General features: G+C 75.8%; 20 protein-coding genes. 15 read left to right on the top strand and 5 right to left on the bottom strand.

Annotated features, from left to right (window positions below; all coding sequences use genetic code 11):
- Window positions 1-80 precede the first annotated feature (80 nt).
- From egtA to egtE, 5 genes are read left to right on the top strand one after another with little or no spacing between them, the layout of a single operon-like run.
- The gene (egtA, locus tag ACIBQ8_RS43210) at window positions 81-1,370 is read left to right on the top strand and encodes an ergothioneine biosynthesis glutamate--cysteine ligase EgtA (protein ID WP_397195032.1); all 1,290 of its coding nucleotides are present in this window, start codon (window positions 81-83) and stop codon (window positions 1,368-1,370) included.
- Complete coding sequence (gene egtB, locus ACIBQ8_RS43205) at window positions 1,367-2,662, top strand: ergothioneine biosynthesis protein EgtB (RefSeq protein WP_397195031.1); 1,296 nt, start codon at window positions 1,367-1,369, stop codon at window positions 2,660-2,662. The genes egtA and egtB overlap by 4 nt, the downstream gene beginning before the upstream one ends.
- Entirely contained in the window at window positions 2,663-3,373 is a 711-nt protein-coding gene (gene egtC, locus ACIBQ8_RS43200) for an ergothioneine biosynthesis protein EgtC (protein ID WP_397174437.1), read from the top strand. It abuts the gene before it with no gap.
- Between the two features lie 17 nt (window positions 3,374-3,390).
- On the top strand, window positions 3,391-4,371 hold the full coding sequence (gene egtD / locus ACIBQ8_RS43195; protein WP_397195030.1) for an L-histidine N(alpha)-methyltransferase: 981 nt from the start codon (window positions 3,391-3,393) through the stop codon (window positions 4,369-4,371).
- Window positions 4,368-5,504 (top strand): ergothioneine biosynthesis PLP-dependent enzyme EgtE, encoded by a 1,137-nt coding sequence (egtE, locus tag ACIBQ8_RS43190; RefSeq protein ID WP_397195029.1) that lies wholly within the window; start codon window positions 4,368-4,370, stop codon window positions 5,502-5,504. The genes egtD and egtE overlap by 4 nt, the downstream gene beginning before the upstream one ends.
- 44 nt (window positions 5,505-5,548) lie before the next feature.
- Here the strand turns inward: egtE and ACIBQ8_RS43185 are convergent, their stop codons facing one another.
- From ACIBQ8_RS43185 to ACIBQ8_RS43175, 3 genes are read right to left on the bottom strand one after another with little or no spacing between them, the layout of a single operon-like run.
- Entirely contained in the window at window positions 5,549-6,796 is a 1,248-nt protein-coding gene (locus tag ACIBQ8_RS43185; RefSeq protein WP_397195028.1) for a cytochrome P450, read from the bottom strand.
- Between the two features lie 16 nt (window positions 6,797-6,812).
- Complete coding sequence (locus ACIBQ8_RS43180) at window positions 6,813-8,189, bottom strand: NAD(P)/FAD-dependent oxidoreductase (protein WP_397195027.1); 1,377 nt, start codon at window positions 8,187-8,189, stop codon at window positions 6,813-6,815.
- Window positions 8,182-8,382 (bottom strand): ferredoxin, encoded by a 201-nt coding sequence (locus tag ACIBQ8_RS43175; RefSeq protein WP_352355003.1) that lies wholly within the window; start codon window positions 8,380-8,382, stop codon window positions 8,182-8,184. Before ACIBQ8_RS43175 ends, ACIBQ8_RS43180 begins: the two co-directional genes overlap by 8 nt.
- Before the next feature lie 131 nt (window positions 8,383-8,513).
- On the opposite strand from ACIBQ8_RS43175, the gene ACIBQ8_RS43170 reads away from it, so the two are divergent.
- The 9 genes from ACIBQ8_RS43170 (at window position 8,514) to ACIBQ8_RS43130 (ending at window position 15,214) form a co-directional block, all read left to right on the top strand.
- Window positions 8,514-9,086 carry a TetR/AcrR family transcriptional regulator gene (locus tag ACIBQ8_RS43170; RefSeq protein ID WP_352327684.1) on the top strand — a complete coding sequence of 191 codons (573 nt, stop codon included), beginning with the start codon at window positions 8,514-8,516 and terminating at the stop codon, window positions 9,084-9,086.
- The gene (locus tag ACIBQ8_RS43165) at window positions 9,083-10,444 is read left to right on the top strand and encodes a DHA2 family efflux MFS transporter permease subunit (RefSeq protein WP_397174446.1); all 1,362 of its coding nucleotides are present in this window, start codon (window positions 9,083-9,085) and stop codon (window positions 10,442-10,444) included. The genes ACIBQ8_RS43170 and ACIBQ8_RS43165 overlap by 4 nt, the downstream gene beginning before the upstream one ends.
- Window positions 10,441-10,947, top strand: a complete 507-nt coding sequence (locus ACIBQ8_RS43160) for an FBP domain-containing protein (protein ID WP_397174448.1) — start codon at window positions 10,441-10,443, stop codon at window positions 10,945-10,947. The genes ACIBQ8_RS43165 and ACIBQ8_RS43160 overlap by 4 nt, the downstream gene beginning before the upstream one ends.
- 41 nt (window positions 10,948-10,988) lie before the next feature.
- Complete coding sequence (locus ACIBQ8_RS43155) at window positions 10,989-11,378, top strand: hypothetical protein (protein ID WP_397195026.1); 390 nt, start codon at window positions 10,989-10,991, stop codon at window positions 11,376-11,378.
- Between the two features lie 72 nt (window positions 11,379-11,450).
- Entirely contained in the window at window positions 11,451-11,990 is a 540-nt protein-coding gene (locus ACIBQ8_RS43150) for a toxin-antitoxin system HicB family antitoxin (RefSeq protein WP_397195025.1), read from the top strand.
- A 5-nt stretch (window positions 11,991-11,995) separates the two neighbouring features.
- Window positions 11,996-12,928, top strand: a complete 933-nt coding sequence (locus ACIBQ8_RS43145) for a DUF4097 family beta strand repeat-containing protein (protein ID WP_397174453.1) — start codon at window positions 11,996-11,998, stop codon at window positions 12,926-12,928.
- A gap of 17 nt (window positions 12,929-12,945) precedes the next feature.
- A complete protein-coding gene (locus ACIBQ8_RS43140; protein ID WP_397195024.1) occupies window positions 12,946-13,911 on the top strand; it encodes an ATP-binding cassette domain-containing protein in 966 nt (321 codons plus the stop codon).
- Window positions 13,908-14,711, top strand: a complete 804-nt coding sequence (locus ACIBQ8_RS43135; protein ID WP_397195023.1) for an ABC transporter permease — start codon at window positions 13,908-13,910, stop codon at window positions 14,709-14,711. Before ACIBQ8_RS43140 ends, ACIBQ8_RS43135 begins: the two co-directional genes overlap by 4 nt.
- Entirely contained in the window at window positions 14,708-15,214 is a 507-nt protein-coding gene (locus ACIBQ8_RS43130; protein WP_397174458.1) for a DUF1707 domain-containing protein, read from the top strand. Before ACIBQ8_RS43135 ends, ACIBQ8_RS43130 begins: the two co-directional genes overlap by 4 nt.
- A 39-nt stretch (window positions 15,215-15,253) precedes the next feature.
- On the opposite strand, the gene ACIBQ8_RS43125 is transcribed toward ACIBQ8_RS43130, so the two are convergent.
- Window positions 15,254-17,350, bottom strand: a complete 2,097-nt coding sequence (locus tag ACIBQ8_RS43125; RefSeq protein ID WP_397195022.1) for a prolyl oligopeptidase family serine peptidase — start codon at window positions 17,348-17,350, stop codon at window positions 15,254-15,256.
- Window positions 17,351-17,751: 401 nt separating this feature from the next.
- Here ACIBQ8_RS43125 and ACIBQ8_RS43120 point away from each other — a divergent pair, with 401 nt between their 5' ends.
- Window positions 17,752-18,543, top strand: coding sequence for a putative protein N(5)-glutamine methyltransferase (locus ACIBQ8_RS43120; protein ID WP_397174461.1), 792 nt, complete (start codon window positions 17,752-17,754; stop codon window positions 18,541-18,543).
- Between the two features lie 125 nt (window positions 18,544-18,668).
- Here ACIBQ8_RS43120 and ACIBQ8_RS43115 read toward each other — a convergent pair whose 3' ends face one another.
- Complete coding sequence (locus ACIBQ8_RS43115; RefSeq protein ID WP_397195021.1) at window positions 18,669-19,031, bottom strand: WGxxGxxG family protein; 363 nt, start codon at window positions 19,029-19,031, stop codon at window positions 18,669-18,671.
- Window positions 19,032-19,098 lie beyond the last annotated feature (67 nt).

The raw sequence follows: 19,098 nt of genomic DNA, 5'->3' as shown, positions 1-19,098 counted from the left end.
AAGAGTCGCAAAAGGGGCAAATCCCGGCAGATCATCAAATTTCCGTGTAACGCTGGCGGGTCTCGCGGGTCTGTAAGCACATGCGCCACGCGATGACCGGCCCGGCGGCCGGCGGGTCCGGCGCCCCGGGAGCGGCCGGCGAGCCGCTCCGGGGCGTGCCGGAGGTGGAGGAGTTCGCACGCCGGTGCTTCGCACCCGCCCCGGGCGACCGGGTGGGGGCCGAGCTGGAGTTCCTGATCTTCGACCGGGCGGACCCGGCGCGGCAGGTCCCGATAGACCGGGTGAAGCAGGTCGTCCCGGCGCTGGCCGGCGGGAGCCGGGTGACGTACGAGCCGGGCGGCCAGATCGAGCTGTCGGGCCCGGCCGGGCCGCCCGCCGAGGCCATCGGACGGCTGGCCGCCGACGTGGCCGCCGTACGCGCGGCGCTCGGGCGGGCCGGGCTGGTGCTGGGCGGCGTGGGGCTCGACCCGCTGCGCCCGGCCCGGCGGCAGCTCCGCCAGCCGCGCTACGACGCCATGGCCGAGTTCCTGGGCCGCCCGTACGGGCCGCTGATGATGTGCTCGACGGCGTCCGTCCAGGTCAACGTGGACCTGGGGGAGCGGCCGGCGGTCCGGTGGGAGCGCGCCAGGCTGCTCCGGCCCGTCCTGACCGCGGCCTTCGCCAACTCGCCGCTGAGCCGCGGACGCCCCTGCGGCTGGATGTCGGGCCGCCAGGCCGTCTGGGAGAACCTGGACCCGACCCGCACCGCCCCCGTCGACGGCCCTGGCGACGGCTCCGTCGACGGCTCAGGCGACCCGGCGGCGGCCTGGGCGGCGTACCTGCTGGACGCCCGGCTCATGCTCGTCCGCGAGGACGAGCGCCGCTACCGCGCGGTCGGCGACGGCTCGACCTTCCGCGACTGGCTCGACGGCGCGGGCGAGCGCCCGCCCACCCCCGACGACCTGGCCTACCACGCCACCACGCTGTTCCCGCCGGTCCGGCCGCGCGGCTGGCTGGAGATCCGCTACCTCGACGCCCAGCACCCGGACGACTGGCCGGTGTGCGTCGCCGTCACCCACGCGCTGATCACCGACGACCGCGCCGCCGACGCCGCACTGTCGGCCGCCGAGCCCGTCGCGGGCCTGGCCGAGGCGGCCGCCAGGTGCGGCCTGACCGACCCGCGGCTAGCCCGCGCCGCCGAGGCGGCCTTCCGCGCCGCCGTCGAGGCGCTGCCCCGGCTCGGCGCGCCCGCCGGCCTGGTCGACGGTGTGTCCGGCTTCGCCGCCCGGTACGTGAGCGCGGGCCGCTCCCCGGCGGCCGACCTGATGGAGCTGATGACGGACCCGGTACGGCGCCTGCCGGCCTGGCTGAGCGGAGAAGGACGGGCATGAACGACATCAAGGAACGCATCGCCGCCGAGCTGACCGCGGTGCGCGACCGTTCGCTGACCTACACCGAGGCCGAGGACGACCTCCTGCTGCGCCAGCACTCCCCGCTGATGTCGCCGCTGGTGTGGGACCTCGCGCACGTCGGCAACTACGAGGAGCTGTGGGTGCTGCGCGAGGCCGCCGGCATCACGCCGCTGCGCCCCGAGATCGACGACATCTACGACGCCTTCAAGCACCCCCGCAAGGACCGTCCCGCCCTGCCGATCCTCGGCCCGGCCGAGGCCAGGAAGTACATCGGCGGCGTGCGCGGCCGGGTGCTCGACGTGCTGGACGCCATCGACCTGGAGGCCGCCGCCCCGCTGCACCGCGACGGGTTCGTGTTCGGCCTGGTCATCCAGCACGAGCACCAGCACGACGAGACGATGCTGGCCACCTGGCAGCTGTCCCGGCAGCCCGGCCTGGTCCGCGACGGCGACCTGCCGCCGGGCCGCGCCACCGGCCCCGCCGAGGTGTACGTCCCCGCCGGCCCCTTCCAGATGGGCACCGGCACCCTGCCCTGGGCCTACGACAACGAGCGCCCCGCCCACCGGGTGGACCTGCCCGCCTACTGGATCGACCGGCTGCCCGTCGGCAACGCCGCCTACGCCGCGTTCGTCGAGTCCGGCGGCTACGACGACCCGCGCTGGTGGCACCCGGACGGCTGGCGCTGGCGGCAGGAGAGCGGGGCCACCGCGCCGCTGTTCTGGACCCGCGAGGGCGACGCGTGGTGGCGCACCCGCTTCGGCCGCGCCGAGCCCGTCCCGATGGACGAGCCGGTCCAGCACGTGAGCTGGTACGAGGCCGACGCCTACGCCCGCTGGGCGGGCCGGCGGCTGCCCACCGAGGCCGAGTGGGAGAAGGCGTGCGGCTGGGACCCGGAGGCCGGGCGCGCCCGCAAGTACCCGTGGGGCGACGAGGACCCCCGTCCCGACCTGGCCAATCTCGGTCACCGGGCGGCCCGGCCGGCCCCGCTGGGCGCCTACCCCGCCGGGGCGAGCGCGTACGGGGCCGAGCAGATGGTCGGCGACGTGTGGGAGTGGACCGGGTCGTGGTTCCAGCCCTATCCCGGGTTCCGCAGCTTCCCGTACAAGGAGTACAGCGAGGTCTTCTTCGGGCAGGAGTACCGGGTGCTGCGCGGCGGCTCGTGGGCGGCCGACCCGGCGGCGGTGCGCACGACGTTCCGCAACTGGGACTACCCGGTCCGGCGGCAGATCTTCACCGGCTTCCGCTGCGCCCGCGACGCCGAGCGGGCCTAGATGTGCCGGCACGCCGCCTGGCTGGGCGTCCCGCGCCCGCTGACCTCGCTGATCCACGAGCCGGCGCACGGCCTGCTCGCCCAGTCGTACGCGCCCCGGCGGCAGCGCCACGGCACGGTCAACGCCGACGGCTACGGCATGGCCTGGTACGACCCGGCCAGGCCGGAACCGGTGCGCTACCGCCGCGCCATCCCCATCTGGGCCGACGCCAACCTGCCCGCGCTCGCCGAGATCGCCCGCTCCGGGTGCCTGCTCGCGGCCGTGCGGTGCGCCACGACCGGCATGCCGGTGGAGGAGAGCGCCACCGCGCCGTTCGCCGGGGGCGGCTGGCTGCTCAGCCACAACGGCCGGGTCGAGCGCGACGCGGTCATGGACCTGGCCGACGACCTGCCCGAGAGCCCCTGCGACTCGGCCTGGCTGGCCGCCGCCGTGTTCGCCCGCGGCAGCGCCGGTCTCGCCCTGGCCGCGGCGCTGGCCGACGTCGTCGTGCGCGCGGGGGAGAAGGACCCCGCCGCCCGGCTGAACCTGCTCGCCTGCGACGGCACGGCGCTGGCCGCGACCGTCTGGGGCGACACCCTGTTCTTCCGCGCCGACCAGGACGGCGTGTACGTGGCCAGCGAGCCGCTCGACGACCGGCCGGGCTGGCAGGAGGCGCCCGACCGCAGCCTGCTCACCGCCACGCCGGACGACGTACGCGTCCAGCCGTTGTGACCTTCCAGGAGGATCTCGTGCCCGTCACCCAGCCGACCGTCCATGTGACCAGCCACCTTGACCCCGGCTACCTGCGCCAGGCGCTCGAACACGACGTCAGGACCGGGCTGACGGCCACGCCCAAGTGGCTGCCGCCCAAGTGGTTCTACGACGAGGCGGGCAGCGACCTGTTCTCGCGCATCACCCGGCTGCCCGAGTACTACCCGACCCGCCGCGAGCTGACGATCCTGCGCGCGCGGGCGGCCGCGATCGCCGCCGCCTCCGGCGCCGACACGCTGGTCGAGCTGGGCTCGGGCACGAGCGAGAAGACCGTCCTGCTGCTGGACGCGCTCACCGAGGCGGGCACGCTGCGCGCGTACACGCCGGTGGACGTGGACGCCGTCACCCTGGAGGCGGCGGCGCGCCGGCTGGGCGGGCGCTTCCCCGGGCTGGAGGTGCGGGCGGTCTGCGCCGACTTCGAGCGCCATCTGCGGCTGCTGCCGCGCTCGGGCCGGCGCATGGTGGCCTTCCTCGGCGGCACGATCGGCAACCTCGAACCGGCCGCCCGCGAGGTGTTCCTGAAGGAGGTGCGGGCCACCCTGCGGCCCGGCGACACGTTCCTGCTCGGCGCCGACCTGGTGAAGGACGCCGGGCGGCTGGTCGCGGCCTACGACGACGCCGCCGGGGTGACGGCCGCGTTCAACCGGAACGTCCTGCGCGTGGTGAACCGGGAGCTGGCGGCCGGGTTCGAGCCGGCGGCGTTCGAGCACGTCGCCCTGTACGACCAGCGCAACGAGTGGATCGAGATGCGGCTGCGGGCCACCCGGGACATGCGGGTGCCGGTCGGCGCGCTCGGCCTGACCGTGGACTTCGCCGCGGGAGAGGAGATGCGGACCGAGATCAGCGCCAAGTTCCGGCTGGAGCCGCTGGGGGAGGAGCTGGCCGCGGCCGGGTTCACCGTCCTGCGCTCGTGGACCGACCCCGACGGCGACTTCGGGCTGCTGCTGGCCGGGGCGTGATCGCCGCGCGCTGGCGGGCCGCCCGCTCGGCCGGACCGCCCGGCCACCTGGACGCGGCCGGCTGCAACGTGCCCAGCGACCGGGCGCTGGCCGCGACGGTCGAGCACCTGCGGCGCGAACGCGAGCTCGGCGGGTACGCCGCCGCGCCCGGACTGGCCGTGCCCAGGGCCGCGCTGGCCGCCCTGACCGGCGCGGACGCGGCCGACGTCGCCTTTCTGGAGAGCGGCACGGCCGCGATGGCGGCGCTGCTCGGCGGCTGGCGGCTGCCGCCGGACGCCCGGGTCGGCTTCACCCGCTCGGAGTACGGCAGCACGCTCATGCTGCTGCACCGCCTGGCCGCCGAGCGCGGCTGGACCCTCGCCGAGCTGCCCGCCGACGACGACGCCCGGCTCGACCTGGACGCCCTGTCCGCCGCCCTGCGCCGCGGCCTGGACCTGGTCACCCTGCCGCACCTGCCCTCCCGCCGGGGCACCGCGCAGCCGGTCGCGGAGATCGGCCGCCTGTGCCGGGAGGCCGGCGTCCCCCTGGTCCTGGACGTGTGCCAGTCGCTCGGCCACCTCGACGTCACCGGCGCGCGGGCCGCCGCCTACGTCGGCACCTCCCGCAAGTGGCTGGCCGGGCCGCGCGGCGTCGGCTTCCTGATCGTGCCCGGCCTCACCGAGGACATGGACGCGGCGGCCCCCGCGCTCGGCGGCCACGTCTGGCTGGCGGACCCGGCGCGCACCGGGCCGCTGCCCGGCGCCGCGCGCTACGAGAGCGCCGAGTCGGCGGTGGCGGCGCGGATCGGCCTCGGCGTCGCCGTCCTGGAGCACCACGCGCTGGGGCCGGACGCGGTCCGCGCCCACCTCGCCGAGCTGGGCGCGGCGGCCCGGCGCACGCTCGACGGCAGGGGCGGCTGGCGGGTGGTGGAGCCGTACGACGAGCCGACGGCCATCGTCACCCTGCGCCCGCCCGGCGGCGCGGACGCCACCAGGACGGCCGCGGCGGCGGCCGGGGCGGGCCTGCTGGTGGGCGTCGCGCCGGTCGCCCGCGCCCCGCTCGACCTGCGGGAGCCGGTGCTGCGCGTCTCGCCGCCCCCGGGAACCCGGCAGGAGACCCTGGACGCCCTGGCCCGCGTCCTCGAAGGCCGCTAGCGCAGGCGGGCGCGAGAGCGGGCGGCCCTCAGGGCAGGCGGGCGCTAGAGCAGGCGGTCGAAGCCGACCAGCAGGTGCGCGGGCCCGCGCAGCGACGCGCTGTGCCGGTACGGCGGCGGCCCGTCGGCCAGTTCCGGCCCGACCAGCCTGCTCACCAGCGCGCCCAGGGCGACCCGCGCCTCGATCCGGGCCAGCGGCGCCCCCACGCAGTAATGGACGCCCCCGCCGAACCCCAGATGCTGGTTGTCCCGCCGCGCCGGGTCGAAGCGGTCGGCGCCGGGGAAGCGGGCCGGGTCACGGCTGCCCGAGGCCAGCAGCAGCGCCACGTCCGCGCCCTGGGGGACGGTGACCCCGGCGATCTCGATGTCGGCCAGCGTCGTGCGGGTGCGGAACTGCACCGGCGGGTCGTAGCGCAGCACCTCCTCGACGGCCGGGACGATCAGCCCCGGGTCGGCGCGCAGCCGCGCCAGCGCCTCCGGGTTGCGCAGGAACGTCAGCATGCCGTTGGCGATCAGGTTGACGGTGGTCTCGTGGCCGGCGATGAGCAGCAGGGCCATCGTCGCAATGATCTCCGGGGCGTCCATGCGCTCGGCCGCGCGGTCGGTGAGCAGCGCCGACAGCAGGTCGTCCGACGGGCGGGCGTGCCGCTCGGCGGCCAGCTCCACCAGGTACGCGCGCAGCTCCGGCGCGGCGGTCTCGGCCTGCCGCGCCTCCTCCTCCGACAGCCCCTCGGGCGGGTCCAGCGTGCGGGCCAGCGCCGAGGCCCAGCCGTGGAAGCGCGGCTCGTCCTCCTTGGGCACGCCGAGCAGGTCGCAGATCACCGTGACCGGCAGCGGGTAGGCCAGGTCGTCCACCACGTCCATGGAGTCGTGGCCGGCGCGGCGGTCGAGCAGCTCGGCCACCAGCGACACCACGTGCTCCCCGAGCCGGTTGACGCGCTCCGGGGTGAAGTGCCGCATGACGATCCGCCGCAGCCGGTCGTGGTCGGGCGGGTCGAGGAAGATGAACGCCGGTTTGCGGGACTCCTGGCCGTCCTGGGCGTCCTGTCCGGCCATCAGCCTGCCGGAGGCGCCGAACGAGCCGGAGCCGCTCCTGCTCTTGCGCTCGTCGGAGCTGATCCGCGGGTCGTGCAGCAGCGAGACGATCTCGGCGTACGTGCTCACCGCGTACAGGTCGTCCCCCTGGCGGGAGACGGGCCTCTCGCGCAGCAGGGCGTACAGCGGGTACGGGTCGGGGCGGCTCGCCTCGTCCAGGACCTGCGCGAACAGGCTCTGCGTGACCTGGTGGGCCATGGTCGTCCTCCGGCTCTCATTCCAGCGGCGGCGCGGTCAGCGGCGAGCGGGGGTCGCGCTCGCGCGGCACCTCGCGCGCGGTCGGGCCCTGCCCGGTCACCGCGGCCGTCGGGCTGTGCGTGGACTGGCCGTCCACGGTCAGTCCTGCGGGCACCGGGAGCAGCGTGCGCGGCCCGTCGGCGGCCCGCAGGTCGGGCGGGAAGGGCGCGGCCGCCTCGATCAGGCCGGCGTAGGCGGGCAGCGAGCGCGGCGCGTCCACCGCGACCGCCGCCACGCACCGGCCCTGGCGGCCGAAACAGGCCACGAAGCGGCGCTCGGCCACCGAGCCCTGCGTGACCACCACCTCGTCGGCGATCGTCGGCAGGCCGACGGACTTGATGCTGACGCCGAACTGGTAGGACCAGAACGCCGGCAGCCCCCGGTGCGGGCGCGGCCGGTCGGCGACCATGTTGTGCGCGGCGGTGGCCGCCTGCCGCACCGCGTTGTCCCAGTGCTCCACGGCCAGCAGCAGGCCGTCGTAGTGCGGGTGCGGCCAGCGCGCCACGTCGCCGGCCACGAACACGTCGGAGGTGACGATCGCGTCGGCGTCGAAGGCCCGGCAGGCGGCGTCGCACACCACCCCGCGCGCGTCGGCCGCCAGGCCCGCCCCGGCCAGCCATTCGGTGTTGCGGACGGCCCCGAGCGCCACCACCGCGACCTCGACCGGCAGGACGTCGCCGTCGGACAGGTGCGCCGCGCGCAACCGGCCCTGCGCGTCGCCCTCCAGCGCCATCACCGTGGTGTTCACCCGCAGGTCCACGCCGTGCTCGCGGTGCAGCCGGGCGGCGACGCTGCCGGCCGCCGCGCCCAGGGCGCCGGCCAGCGGGGCCGGGCCGCGTTCTGCGACCGTCACGGCCAGGCCCATCTCGCGGCACACGGAGGCGATCTCCGAGCCGGTGAACCCGCCGCCGATGACCAGCACCCGGCTCGGCCCGGCGGCGAGGGCGGCTTGCAGGCTCGCCGCGTCGTCGCGTCCGCGCAGGGTGAACACGCCGGTCAGGGCCGCCTCGGCGGGCTCGGGCCAGGGGCGCGCCCGGGTGCCGGTGGCGATCAGCACCCGGTCGAAGCCGATCTCGCGCCCGCCGGCCAGGCGTACCTGCCGGGTGCTCAGGTCCAGGCCGGTGGCGGGCTCGCCGAGCAGCCAGCGCGCCCGCAGGTCCCGCGCCGCGACGAGCGCGGTGTGCGCGGGCGAGGCGCGTCCGGCCAGCACCTGCTTGGACAGCGGCGGCCGGTCGTAGGGCTCGTACGGCTCGTCGCCGATCAGCGTCAGCTCCCCGGTGAAGCCCTCGGCGCGCAGCGTCTCGGCGGCCCGCAGGCCGGCCAGCGAGGCGCCCACGATCACCGCGCTACGCATGGTCGTCCGGCGAGCAGGTGATCGCCTGCACCGGGCAGGCCGCGGCGGCCTCGCGCACCTGCTCGCGCAGCGCGTCGGCCGGGGCGTAGTCGTACTCGAGGGACTCGGCGCCGTGGAACCGGAAGACCGCCGGCGCCGCGAACACGCACTGGCCGTAGCTCAGGCAGCGGTTCAGATCGACGAGCACTCTCATGTCCGCCACGTTACGAACGGCTGCTCCAGCCACGTTCCAACCTGATCCCAAGTTTTCCTGATTTGCGAAACCTAGGACTCCTAGGATAAAACCTAGGAAGGTTAGGTTTCCTGCTGCGGAGGTGGATCATGATGGCTCGGGCCGGTCTGACGGCGGACCGCGTGACGGAGGCGGCCGGGGAACTGGCCGACGAGGCCGGGTTCGACAACCTGACGGTCTCGGCCCTCGCGCGCCGCTTCGGCGTCGCGGACGCCAGCCTCTACTCCCACGTCAGGAACCTCCAGGACCTGCGCGTCCGGGTGGCCCTGCGCGCCGCCCGCATCCAGGCCGACGCGCTGACCGCGGCCGTCGCCGGCAAGGCGGGCAAGGACGCGCTGGCCGCCTTCGCCGCCGCCTACCGCGACTTCGCACTCGCCCACCCGGGCCTGTACGAGGCCACCCAGCTCCGGCTCGACCCCGAGATCGTCGCCGGGTGCGCCGACGTCCAGCGCATCTTCACCACCACCAACGCGGTCGTGGCCGCGTACGGGCTGCCCGAGCCGGCCCACACCGACGCCATCCGGCTGCTGCGCAGCACCTTCCACGGCTTCACCAACCTGGAGGCCCGCGGCGGCTTCCAGGCCTCCCGCGACGTCCGCAGCTCGTGGGACGCGATCATCGACGCGCTCGACAGCGCACTGAGACATTGGCAGGTTTCCCCATGACCGGAACGACCGCGACGCGGCCCGGCCTCGACCGGCGGCTGCTGACGGTCGCCGGGGTGCTCACCCTCGGCGCCTTCACCGCCCTGCTCGACGGCACGGTCGTCGGCGTCGCCACGCACACCCTGGCCCGCGCCTTCTCCGCCGACCTGGCCGCCACCCAATGGGTGACGACCGCCTACCTGCTCGCCCTGGCCGCGGTCATCCCGGCGACCGGGTGGGCGGCCCAGCGGTTCGGCGCCGGGACGGCCTGGACCGCCTCGCTCGCCGTGTTCCTGGCCGGCTCGATCCTGTGCGGATCGGCCTGGTCGCTCGGCAGCCTCATCGCCTTCCGCGTCGTGCAGGGGGCCGGGGCCGGCATGCTCTTCCCGCTCAGCCGGATCATCGTCGTCGAGCTGGCCGGGCGCGAGCGGCTCGGCCGGATGATGGCGCTGATGGCCGTGCCCGCCGTGTTCGCGCCCGTCCTCGGGCCGGTCGTCGGCGGCGTGCTGGTGGAGACGCTGTCGTGGCGGTGGGTGTTCCTGGTCAACGTCCCGTTCGTGGCGGCCGGCGTCGTCCTTTCGGCTCTGTACGTGCGCACCGCCCGGCCCGGCGGCCCGGCCGAACGCCTCGACGTGGCCGGCCTGCTCGGCGTGAGCGGCGGCCTGACCCTGCTGCTGCACGGGCTGAGCGGGGCCGGCGAGCCCGTGGCCGCGCTGACCGCGGCCGCCGGCGCGCTGCTGCTGGCCGCCTGCCTGTGGCGGGCCGCCCGCACCTCCGGGCCGCGGATCGTCGAGCCCGGCCTGTTCCGCGACCGGGCCTTCGCCGCCTCCGCCGCGCTGGCCTTCCTGGCCAACTTCTCCCTGTTCGCCGCCGTGTTCCTGGTGCCGCTGTTCATCCAGACGGCCGAGGGGTCGGGGGCGCTCGGCGCCGGGCTGGTGCTCGCGCCGCAGGGGCTCGGCATGCTCGTCGCGGTGCTGGCGGCCGGCCGGCTGATCGACCTGAACGGCAACCCGCGCCGGATCGTCGTCACGGGCCTGGTCCTGCTGGCGGCAGGGACGCTGCCGTTCGCGCTGGCCGACCCCGGCGCGAGCACGGCGCTGCTGACGGTGGCGCTGTTCGTCCGCGGGGTGGGGGCCGCGCTCGCGGTCTCACCCACCATGATCACCCTCTATCACTCGCTGCCGCCGGCCAAGGTGCCCGCCGCGACCACCGCCAACGCCATCGGCCAGCAGGTCGGCGCGGCGGCCGGCACCGCCTGCGTGGCCGTCCTGCTCCAGCACGGCGGCTACCGGCCCGCCTTCTGGGTCACGCTGGCCGCCGTCGCGCTCTGCCTCCTGCCCGCCCTGTTCCTCCCGTCCTCGAAAGCAGGCACGTCATGAACCCCGTCACCGAGAGCGAGATCCGCTCGTCCTTCGTCAACTGCTCCAGGGGCGAGTCCCGGCGGCTCGCCGTCCCGCGCGGGCTGCCCGAGCTGCCCTGGCCCGACCTCGACTTCCTGGGCTGGCGCGATCCGGGGGCGCCCGAGCGGGCGTACCTGGTGGCCGAGCGCGGCGGCGCGCCGGTCGGCGTCGCGCTGCGGCTCGGCCAGGAGGTGCGCAGGAGCTTCACCAAGAGCACGCTCTGCTCGGTCTGCGTGACCCCGCACGCCGGGACCGGCGTCGCGCTGTTCACCGCGCCCCGGGTCGGCGCGGCGGGGCGGCAGGGCAACACGGTGGGCGCCTACATGTGCGCCGACCTGGCCTGCTCCCTGTACGTCAGGGGCCGCAAGGAGACCGAGCTGGGCGTCCGGTTCGAGTCGCTGAGCGTGGCCGAGCGCGTCGCCAGGACGGCGGTCAACCTGGACGCCTTCCTCGACAAGATCCTCGACGGCGCCCTGGAGTGAGCGGGCCGTGAACTGTCGGGCCCGCCTGCGACACTCGCCGGATGTTGATATTGGAACTGTTGCGGCCGGCGTTGCTGTCCGCCTGGGGGCCCGACACCTGCGACACCGCCGCGCGCGAGCAGTGGCGGCCCGACAACCCGGCCAGGGGGCAGTGCGGGATCACCGCGCTGGTGGTCCAGGACCTGCTCGGCGGCGACCTGATCCTGGCCGAGGTGCACGCCGACGGCGTCAAGGTCGGTCACCACTACTGGAACGTGCTGCCCGGCGGCACCGAGGTCGACTTCACCGCCGACCAGTTCCACCCGGGTGAGGTCGTCGTGAACCCGCAGCTCCAGCACCGTCCCCCGGACGCGCCGCGCCGGTGCCGCGAGCAGTACGAGCTGCTGCGCCACCGCGTGGTCACCGCGCTGTCCGGGCCGCCGCCCGCCTGAGGCGTCATGTGACGCCATCATGGCGTCATCATGGCATTGCGATGGCGTCATCTCGCATGTCATGATGGCGTCATGGACCTTGCCCCGTATGTCGATCAACTCCGGCGCGAGCTCATGCTCGCCGCCGGCACGGGCGGCGAGGAGGCCCGCGCGCTGGCCGAGCGCTTCGCCGCGAGCCTGGAGTCGGCCGCCCGGCTCGCCCTGCTGGAGGCCCTGTCGGCCGCCGCCGACGAGATCACCCAGGACCTCGCGCCCGGCTCGGTCGAGGTGCGGCTGCGCGGACGCGACCCCGCCTTCGTCGTGACGTCACCGCCCGCCGCCCACCCGTTCCCGGACCAGGACGCAACGCCCGGGAGCGCCGGGCCCGCCGACCGGCCGTCCGCGCCGCCGCCCCCCGAGGCCGACGAGGGCGGCACGTCCCGGATCTCCCTCCGGGTCCCCGAGGCGCTCAAGCCGCGCATCGAGGAGGCCGCCGCGCGCGACGGGCTGTCCGTCAACGCCTGGCTGGTCCGCGCCGTCTCCGCGGCGCTCGACCCCGGCGACGCCACCCGCCGCGCCACCCGGCGCCCGGCCCCGCAGACCGGCAACCGCTACAGCGGCTGGGTGCGCTGATGACCATGCCGACCGATGACAGGGAGATCGGAATGCCGGCCTTCGACACGCCCAGCCCCATCGTCGCCGTCCTCGACCTGGCGACCGCCGCCGTCCGCGTCGTCGCGGGCGACCGCGCCGAGACCGTGGTCGAGGTCCGCCCGAGCGACGAGCACAACGACGCCGACGTCCAGGCCGCCCGGCACGTCCAGGTCCATTACGCCGACGGCAGGCTCACGGTGGCCGCCGGCAAGGAGCAGGGGGCGCCGGCGCCCGGCTGGGGGCTCTCGCTCGGCAAGCTCGTCGAGTCGCCCGCCGACTGGGCGCGCTCGCTGCTGCTCGGCACGGGCTCGGTGGAGGTGACGATCGAGCTGCCGGCCGGGTCCCGGCTCGACGCCAGGACGTCCGGCGGCCTGTCGTGCCGCGGGCCGCTCGGCGACGTCACGGCGACCAGCACGTACGGCGACATCCGCGTCGAGGAGGCGGGCCGGCTGCGCCTGAGGAGCACCCACGGCGCCGTCTCCGTCACCAGGGCGCGCGGGCACGCCGAGATCACCACGAACCACGGAGACATCCGCGTCGGCGAGATCGACGGCACCGCCGCGGTCAAGACCGCCCACGGCGACGTGCGCCTCGGCGAGGTCACCGGCGAGCTGCGGCTCAACAGCGCCCACGGCGACATCACCGTGGAGCGCCCGCTGGCCGGCGTCGTCGCCAAGACCGCCTACGCCGGCGTGGAGATCCGCGAGGTGAGGTCCGGCACGGTCGTCATGGAGACCACCGGCGGCGGCCTTGACGTCGGCGTCGGCGAGGGCACCTCCGCCTGGCTCGACGTCAGCTCCCGCTACGGCACCGTGAACGTCGCCCTCGACCCCGGCGACGACCCCGGCGACGCGGCCCGGACCGTCGAGATCCACGCACACACCACGCACGGCGACATCGACATCCACCGTTCCTGACGACCGAGGAGACCGACATGCCAGACGCGATCGTGGTCGAGGGGCTGACCAAGAGGTACGGCGAGGTGTCCGCCCTCGACGGCGTCGACCTGACCGTCCCGGAGGGGACGGTGTTAGGACTGCTGGGCCCCAACGGCGCCGGCAAGACCACCACGGTGAGGATCCTCACCACGCTCCTGCGACCGGACGCCGGCCACGCCACGGTGGCCGGGCTCGACGTCGTCCGCGACGCCCGGAGGCTGCGCGCCCGCATCGGCGCGTCCGGCCAGTACGCCGCCGTGGACGACCACCTCACCGGCGCCGAGAACCTGGAGATGGTCGGCCGCCTCTACCACCTGGGCGCCCGGCGCAGCCGCGAACGCGCCCGCGAGCTGCTGGACCGCTTCGACCTCGCCGACGCCGCCGACCGGCCGGTGCGCGGCTGGTCCGGCGGCATGCGCCGGCGCCTCGACCTGGCCGGGGCCCTGGTCGCCGACCCGCCCGTGCTGTTCCTGGACGAGCCCACCACCGGTCTCGACCCCCGCGCCAGGATCGCCCTGTGGGACGTCATCGCCGAGCTCGTCCGGGAGGGCGCCACCGTCCTGCTCACCACCCAGTACCTGGAGGAGGCCGACCGGCTCGCCGACCGCATCGCGGTGGTCGACCACGGGCGGGTGATCGCCCGCGGCACGGCCGAGGAGCTGAAGGACCAGGTCGGCGGCGACCGCATCCAGCTCTCGGTGACCAGCGCGGCGAGCCTGGAGCACGCCGCCCGCGCCCTGGCGCCGCTGGCCCTGGGGGAGATGCAGGTCGACGCCGCCGCCCTGCGCATGACGATCCCGGTGACCGGCGGCGCGGCCGCCCTGACCCGGGCGCTCGGCCACCTGGCCGCCGAGCGGATCGCCGTACGCGACGCCGGGCTGCGCCGGCCCACCCTCGACGACGTGTTCCTCACCCTCACCGGACGCCAGGCCGCCGAGAAGAGCAAGGAGACCGTCCGATGAACGTCCTCCGGCTGGCCGCCGCCGACGGCCTGACCATCGCCAGGCGCAACGCGCTCAAGATCCGCAGAGCCCCCGACCTGCTGGGCGGCGTGATCATGCTGCCCATCGTGTTCGTGGTGCTGTTCACCTACGTCTTCGGCAGCATGATCGAGCTGCCCGGCATGTCCTACGGCGAGTACCTGCTGCCCGGGATCTTCGTCATGACGATCGTCACCAGCGCGCAGATCACCGGCTACACCCTCACCCAGGACCTGCAGAAGGGCATCTTCGACCGGTTCCGCACCCTGCCGATGTCCCCCACGGCGGTGCTCACCGGCCAGACCGTCAGCGACGTGATCATGAACGTCACCAGCATCGCCACCATGGCGCTCGTCGGCCTGCTGGTCGGCTGGCGCGTCCACAGCTCGCCGCCGGAGGCGGTGCTCGGGTTCGCGATGCTGCTGCTGTTCGCCTACGCCTTCTCCTGGGTGACGGCCACGGTCGCGCTGGCCCTGCGCACGCCCGAGGTGTTCAACAACCTCGCCACCCTCACGTCGCTGCCGCTGGTGTTCCTGTCCAACGCGTTCGCCGACAGCACGCGCCTGCCCGGCCCGCTGCGGCCGATCGCCGAGTGGAACCCGGTCTCCACGCTCGTCCAGGCCGCGCGTGAGCTGTTCGGCAACACCAGCGCCGCCCTGCCCCAGCCCGCCGCCTGGCCGCTGCGGCACGCCGTGCCGGTGTCGCTGCTGTGGTCCGTGCTGCTGCTGGCCGTGTTCGTGCCGCTGGCCACGCGGCTGTACAACAGGGCCGTCAGCCGATGAGCGCCGTCTTCGGCGCGGACCGCGAGCGCGCGGTCGAGCTGGTCCAGCAGGCGTACGCGGAGGGCCGGCTCGACCCCGGCGAGCTGGAGCGGCGGCTCGAACTGGCGCTCACCGCCACCTCGGCCCGCGAGCTGGCGCCGATCGTCGCCGACCTGCCGGACGAGGTGGTCCGGCTGGCCTCCACCGGCGGCGCGGTCACCAGGACCGGCGACTGGGAGGTCCCGCGCCGCCTGTGCGTCGACAGCAAGTACGGCCGGGTGCGGCTGGACCTGTCGCGGGCCCACGTGCCGTACGCGCGCGTCGACATCGAGCTGCTGCTGGCGTACGGCAGCGCCACCATCGTCCTGCCCGCGGGGGCGACCGCGAACGCCGACGGGGTGCGGTCCGAGTGGGGGCGGGTGACCTGCAAGGTTCCCGGCCGGCCCCGCCCCGGCCACCCGCACGTCCAGGTGACCGGCGACCTCCCCTACGGCCGCCTGCTCATCCGCCCGGCCCGCCGCTGACGGGGGGCGATCGGCGCCCCCCCCGGCGACGGCCGCCCGCTACCGGTTCAGGTGGCGGCGGAGGAAATCGAGCTGGAGGAGGAGCAGGCCCTCGAAGACGTCCTCGTCCGAGGTGGGGGCGTGGGACGCGCCGGACAGCGGCAGCACCTCGTGCGGGCGTCCCGCGGCCAGCAGCGCGGACGACAGGCGCAGCGTGCCCGCCGGGAACACGTTGTCGTCGGACAGGCCGTGGACGAGCTGCAGGGGCCTGGCCAGAGTGTGCGCCTCGACCAGGGTGGAGCAGGCGTCGTAGCGGTCGGGGTGGCGGTCCGGGTGGCCGAGGAAGCGTTCCCGCCAGTGGGTGTCGTACAGGCGCTGCTCGCTGGTGCCGGCCCCGGCGGTGGCGGCGTGGAAGACGTCCGGACGCCGCAGCACCGCCATGACGGCCAGCGTGCCCGCGAACGACCAGCCGCGCATCGCGACCCGGCGCAGGTCCAGCTCCGGATGGCGGGCGGCGACCGCGTGCAGGGCGGCCACCTGGTCGGCCAGCACGGGGCCGAACATGTCGCCGTGCACCTCGCGCTCCCAGCCGGGGCCGCGGCCCGGCGTGCCGGCCCCGTCGGTGACCAGGACGGCGAACCCCTGCTCGGCGAACCACTGCGAGACGAACATCATCGGCGCCTGCTCGTCGGTGACCCGGCGCCCGGCCGGCCCCGCGTACGGGTCCAGCAGCACCGGCAGCGCCGGGTCGCCGGGGCGGTGCCAGGAGGGCAGGTGCAGGTGGCTGCGCAGCTCGCGCTCGGTGGTGACGAGCGACAACCGGCGCAGCGCCAGCACCGGCCGCTGCGCCACCGAGGCCACCTCGACCCCGCTCCGCGCCGGGGACGCCGCCCCGGCCGCGGGTCGTTCCACGCGGGCGCGCTCGCCCGGCTGCTCGGCGGTGCGGGTGACGTGGACGAGGGTGCCCGCGCGCCGGACCCCGCCGTGCACCCCCGGCGCGACGCTGAGCCGGTGGGCGCCCGCCGCCGGGGTGTGCAGCCACAGGTGGGTCTGCGCGGGGTCGTCGGAGGCGGTGAAGAGCACGTCCTGGCCGTCCACGCCGAGAACCGCCTCCAGGTGCAGGCCGGGCGGCGTGACCGGGACGCCGCCGACGGTGAGCCGCCGCGTGCCGTCCAGGTCGGCGTGGGCGACCAGGCGGCCCGAGCCGGTACGGGCGGGCGTGCCCGGGACGAGCTGCACCCAGTGCGGATCGTGCTGCTCGGCCAGCAACCGCGTCCGGCCCGAGTCCGGGTCGGCGGCCAGCACCCGGACCGTCCGCTGGTCCCTGCTCTGCACCGAGAGGTAGGGGCCGTGGGCGTCCCAGCCGGCGGCCGTCACGTACTCGAAGGCCGCCCGGTCCCAGGAGACCTCGACGCGCCCGCCGTCCAGCCCGCCGTCCACCCCGCTGTCCACTCTGGCGATCCAGAGGGTGACGTCGGCGTTGGCGGTGCCGGCCGCCGGGTACCGCACGGCCCTGGGCGGGCGCGCGGGATCGGCGGGGTCGCCGACGTGCCAGAGCGCGACGCGGGCCTCGTCCACCCGGGCCGTCAGCAGGCGGGCGCCGTCGGGGGACCACCAGTAGCCGCGGGAGCGGCCCATCGAGGCGGAGGCGGCGTACTCGGCCACGCCGAACCGCACGTCCGGCCCGTCGGGCTCGGCCACGGCCCGGTCGCCGGCGCCGTCCGCGCCGATCACCCGCAGCGCGCCGCCGGAGAGGTAGGCGACCAGCCGCCCGGTCGGGTCGGGCCGCGGGTCGCCGGGCGTGCCGGGCACCGGCAGCGTGCGGGCCGCGCCGGTCGGGACGTCCACCGCCCACAGCGCGCCCGCCAGGGTGAACACCGCCAGGCCGGCCGCGTCGTCCGTGGCGTAGGAGCCGATGCCCTGGGCGCCGCCGCCGGTCAGCGCGGCGGGGTCGGCGACCAGCCGCTCCTCGCCGGAACCGGCGTCCAGGGCCCAGAGGCAGGTGACCGGGTCGTCGCCGGCGCGGCTGCGCAGGAACAGCACGACGGAGCCGTCCGCCGAGACGGTGAAGGCCGAGGGGGCGCCCAGGGTGAAGCGCCGGGTGCGGGCGAACTGGCGGGGCAGGCTGATCTTGTTGTCGTCGTCGTGGTGCGGCATGCGTGCCTGGTTCCTCTCACTGCGGTCCGGTTTCGGGCACAGCAAAAAGCGCACACCGTAGCGGTGTGCGCTTCGTCTGTGTCAGCTGATCGGCGGGAGGTGTCGCGCGGCTCCCGCGGCCGCTTCCTGCTCGCCGGGACGATCTCCGCGGCCGAGCTCCCGGACATTTTACTACATGATCATCCGTGTGGCGGCGTGCGCGTGACCGGGGGAGATCCCCGGCAGCCGCCCGCGTCGGGCCGGATCGGCTCTGGTACTGTGACGGTCTCTGGCCGAGATCGTCCGCAGGAGGTGAGACCCATTACCGCTTCGTCAGGCTGGGGCTCCCTTCCGGCACACGTCCGGCCCGCCTGGGCCAGGTGACCGCGGGGAGCGCCCATCGGCATCCCGAAAGGCTCCCCATGTCCCCCTCCCCGATCCCCGTGTCCGCCGTCGTCACCCGGCTGCGCGCCGCCGGCTGCGTCTTCGCCGAGGACGAGGCCGAGCTGCTGGTCTCCACCGCCCGTACCCCCGCCGAGCTGGCCGGGATGGTCGAGCGCCGGGCCGGCGGGCTGCCGCTCGAGCACGTCCTGGGCTGGGCGCGGTTCTGCGGCCTGCGCGTCGCCGTCGAGCCCGGCGTGTTCGTGCCGCGTCCGCGCACCGAGTTCCTCATCCGTCAGGCCGTCGCGCTGGCCCGGCGGGCCGGCCGTCCGCCCGTCGTGCTCGACCTGTGCTGCGGCACGGGCGCGATGGGGGCCGCGGTCGCGGCGGCGCTGGGGGAGGAGACCGAGGTGCACGCGGCCGACCTCGACCCCGCCGCCGTGCGCTGCGCCCGGCTCAACCTGCCCGGCGGCCACGTCCACCAGGGCGACCTGTACGACGCCCTGCCCGGCTCGCTGCGCGGCCGCGTCGGCATCCTGATCGCCAGCCCGCCCTACGTGCCCACCGAGTCGGTCGGCCTGCTGCCGCCCGAGGCGCGCCTGCACGAGCCGCTGATGGCGCTCGACGGCGGCGGCGACGGGCTCGACGTGGTGCGGCGGGTGATCGCGGGGGCGTCCGGCTGGCTCGCGCCGGGCGGGCACCTGCTGGTGGAGACCAGCGAACGGCAGGCCGCGGCCACCGTCCGGGCCGCGGTGGCGGCGGGGCTCCCGGCGCGGGCCACGGTCTCGGAGGAACTGGACGCCACCGCCGTCATCGCCACCCGCCCGGCCTGAGGCCCGTACCCACGCGAACCGGACCACGGCGGGCCGGGCGGCGCGGTGCTGTGGCGGCCCCAGGGGGGCCGGGCAGCGTGGTGCCCGGCGCGCCGGAGCGTGCCGGGCACCGCCCGCGTCCTGCGTTACGGACGCTGCGGGCGGGTGGGGTTGGCGGTGGTCCCCGTCGCGGTCCCCGTGGTCCCCGTGGTGCCGGTGGTGCCGGTGGTGCCGGTGGTGCCGGTGGTTCCCGTGGGACGCGTGGTCATGTGCTCAGCCGTCCCCGCCGGGTTGCGGCCCTTGCGCAGGCCCGCCAGCCCCAGCAGGCCGAGCAGCCCCAGCAGGCCCCACAGACCGCCGTTGCCGCCGCCCTCGTCGTGTCTGGTCTCGGTCGGTTGCGGGCTCGGCGTCGCCTGGCTCTGGACGACGGGCGTGTCCGCCACAGCGGTGGCGGCCGGGGCCAGCGCCAAGCAGAATGCCATCCCCAGGCCGGTGAGCGTCTTGCGCATGTGGGTTCCCCCGGATCCGGCGGCCCTCAAGGCGGAGAGCCGCCTGTCGCGCCTTCCGGGCGACGGC

The organism is Nonomuraea sp. NPDC049646, assembly GCF_044465525.1.
Classification (GTDB): domain Bacteria; phylum Actinomycetota; class Actinomycetes; order Streptosporangiales; family Streptosporangiaceae; genus Nonomuraea.
The sequence above is the reverse complement of the archived record's forward strand: the minus strand, read 5'-3'. Positions and strand labels throughout refer to the sequence as shown.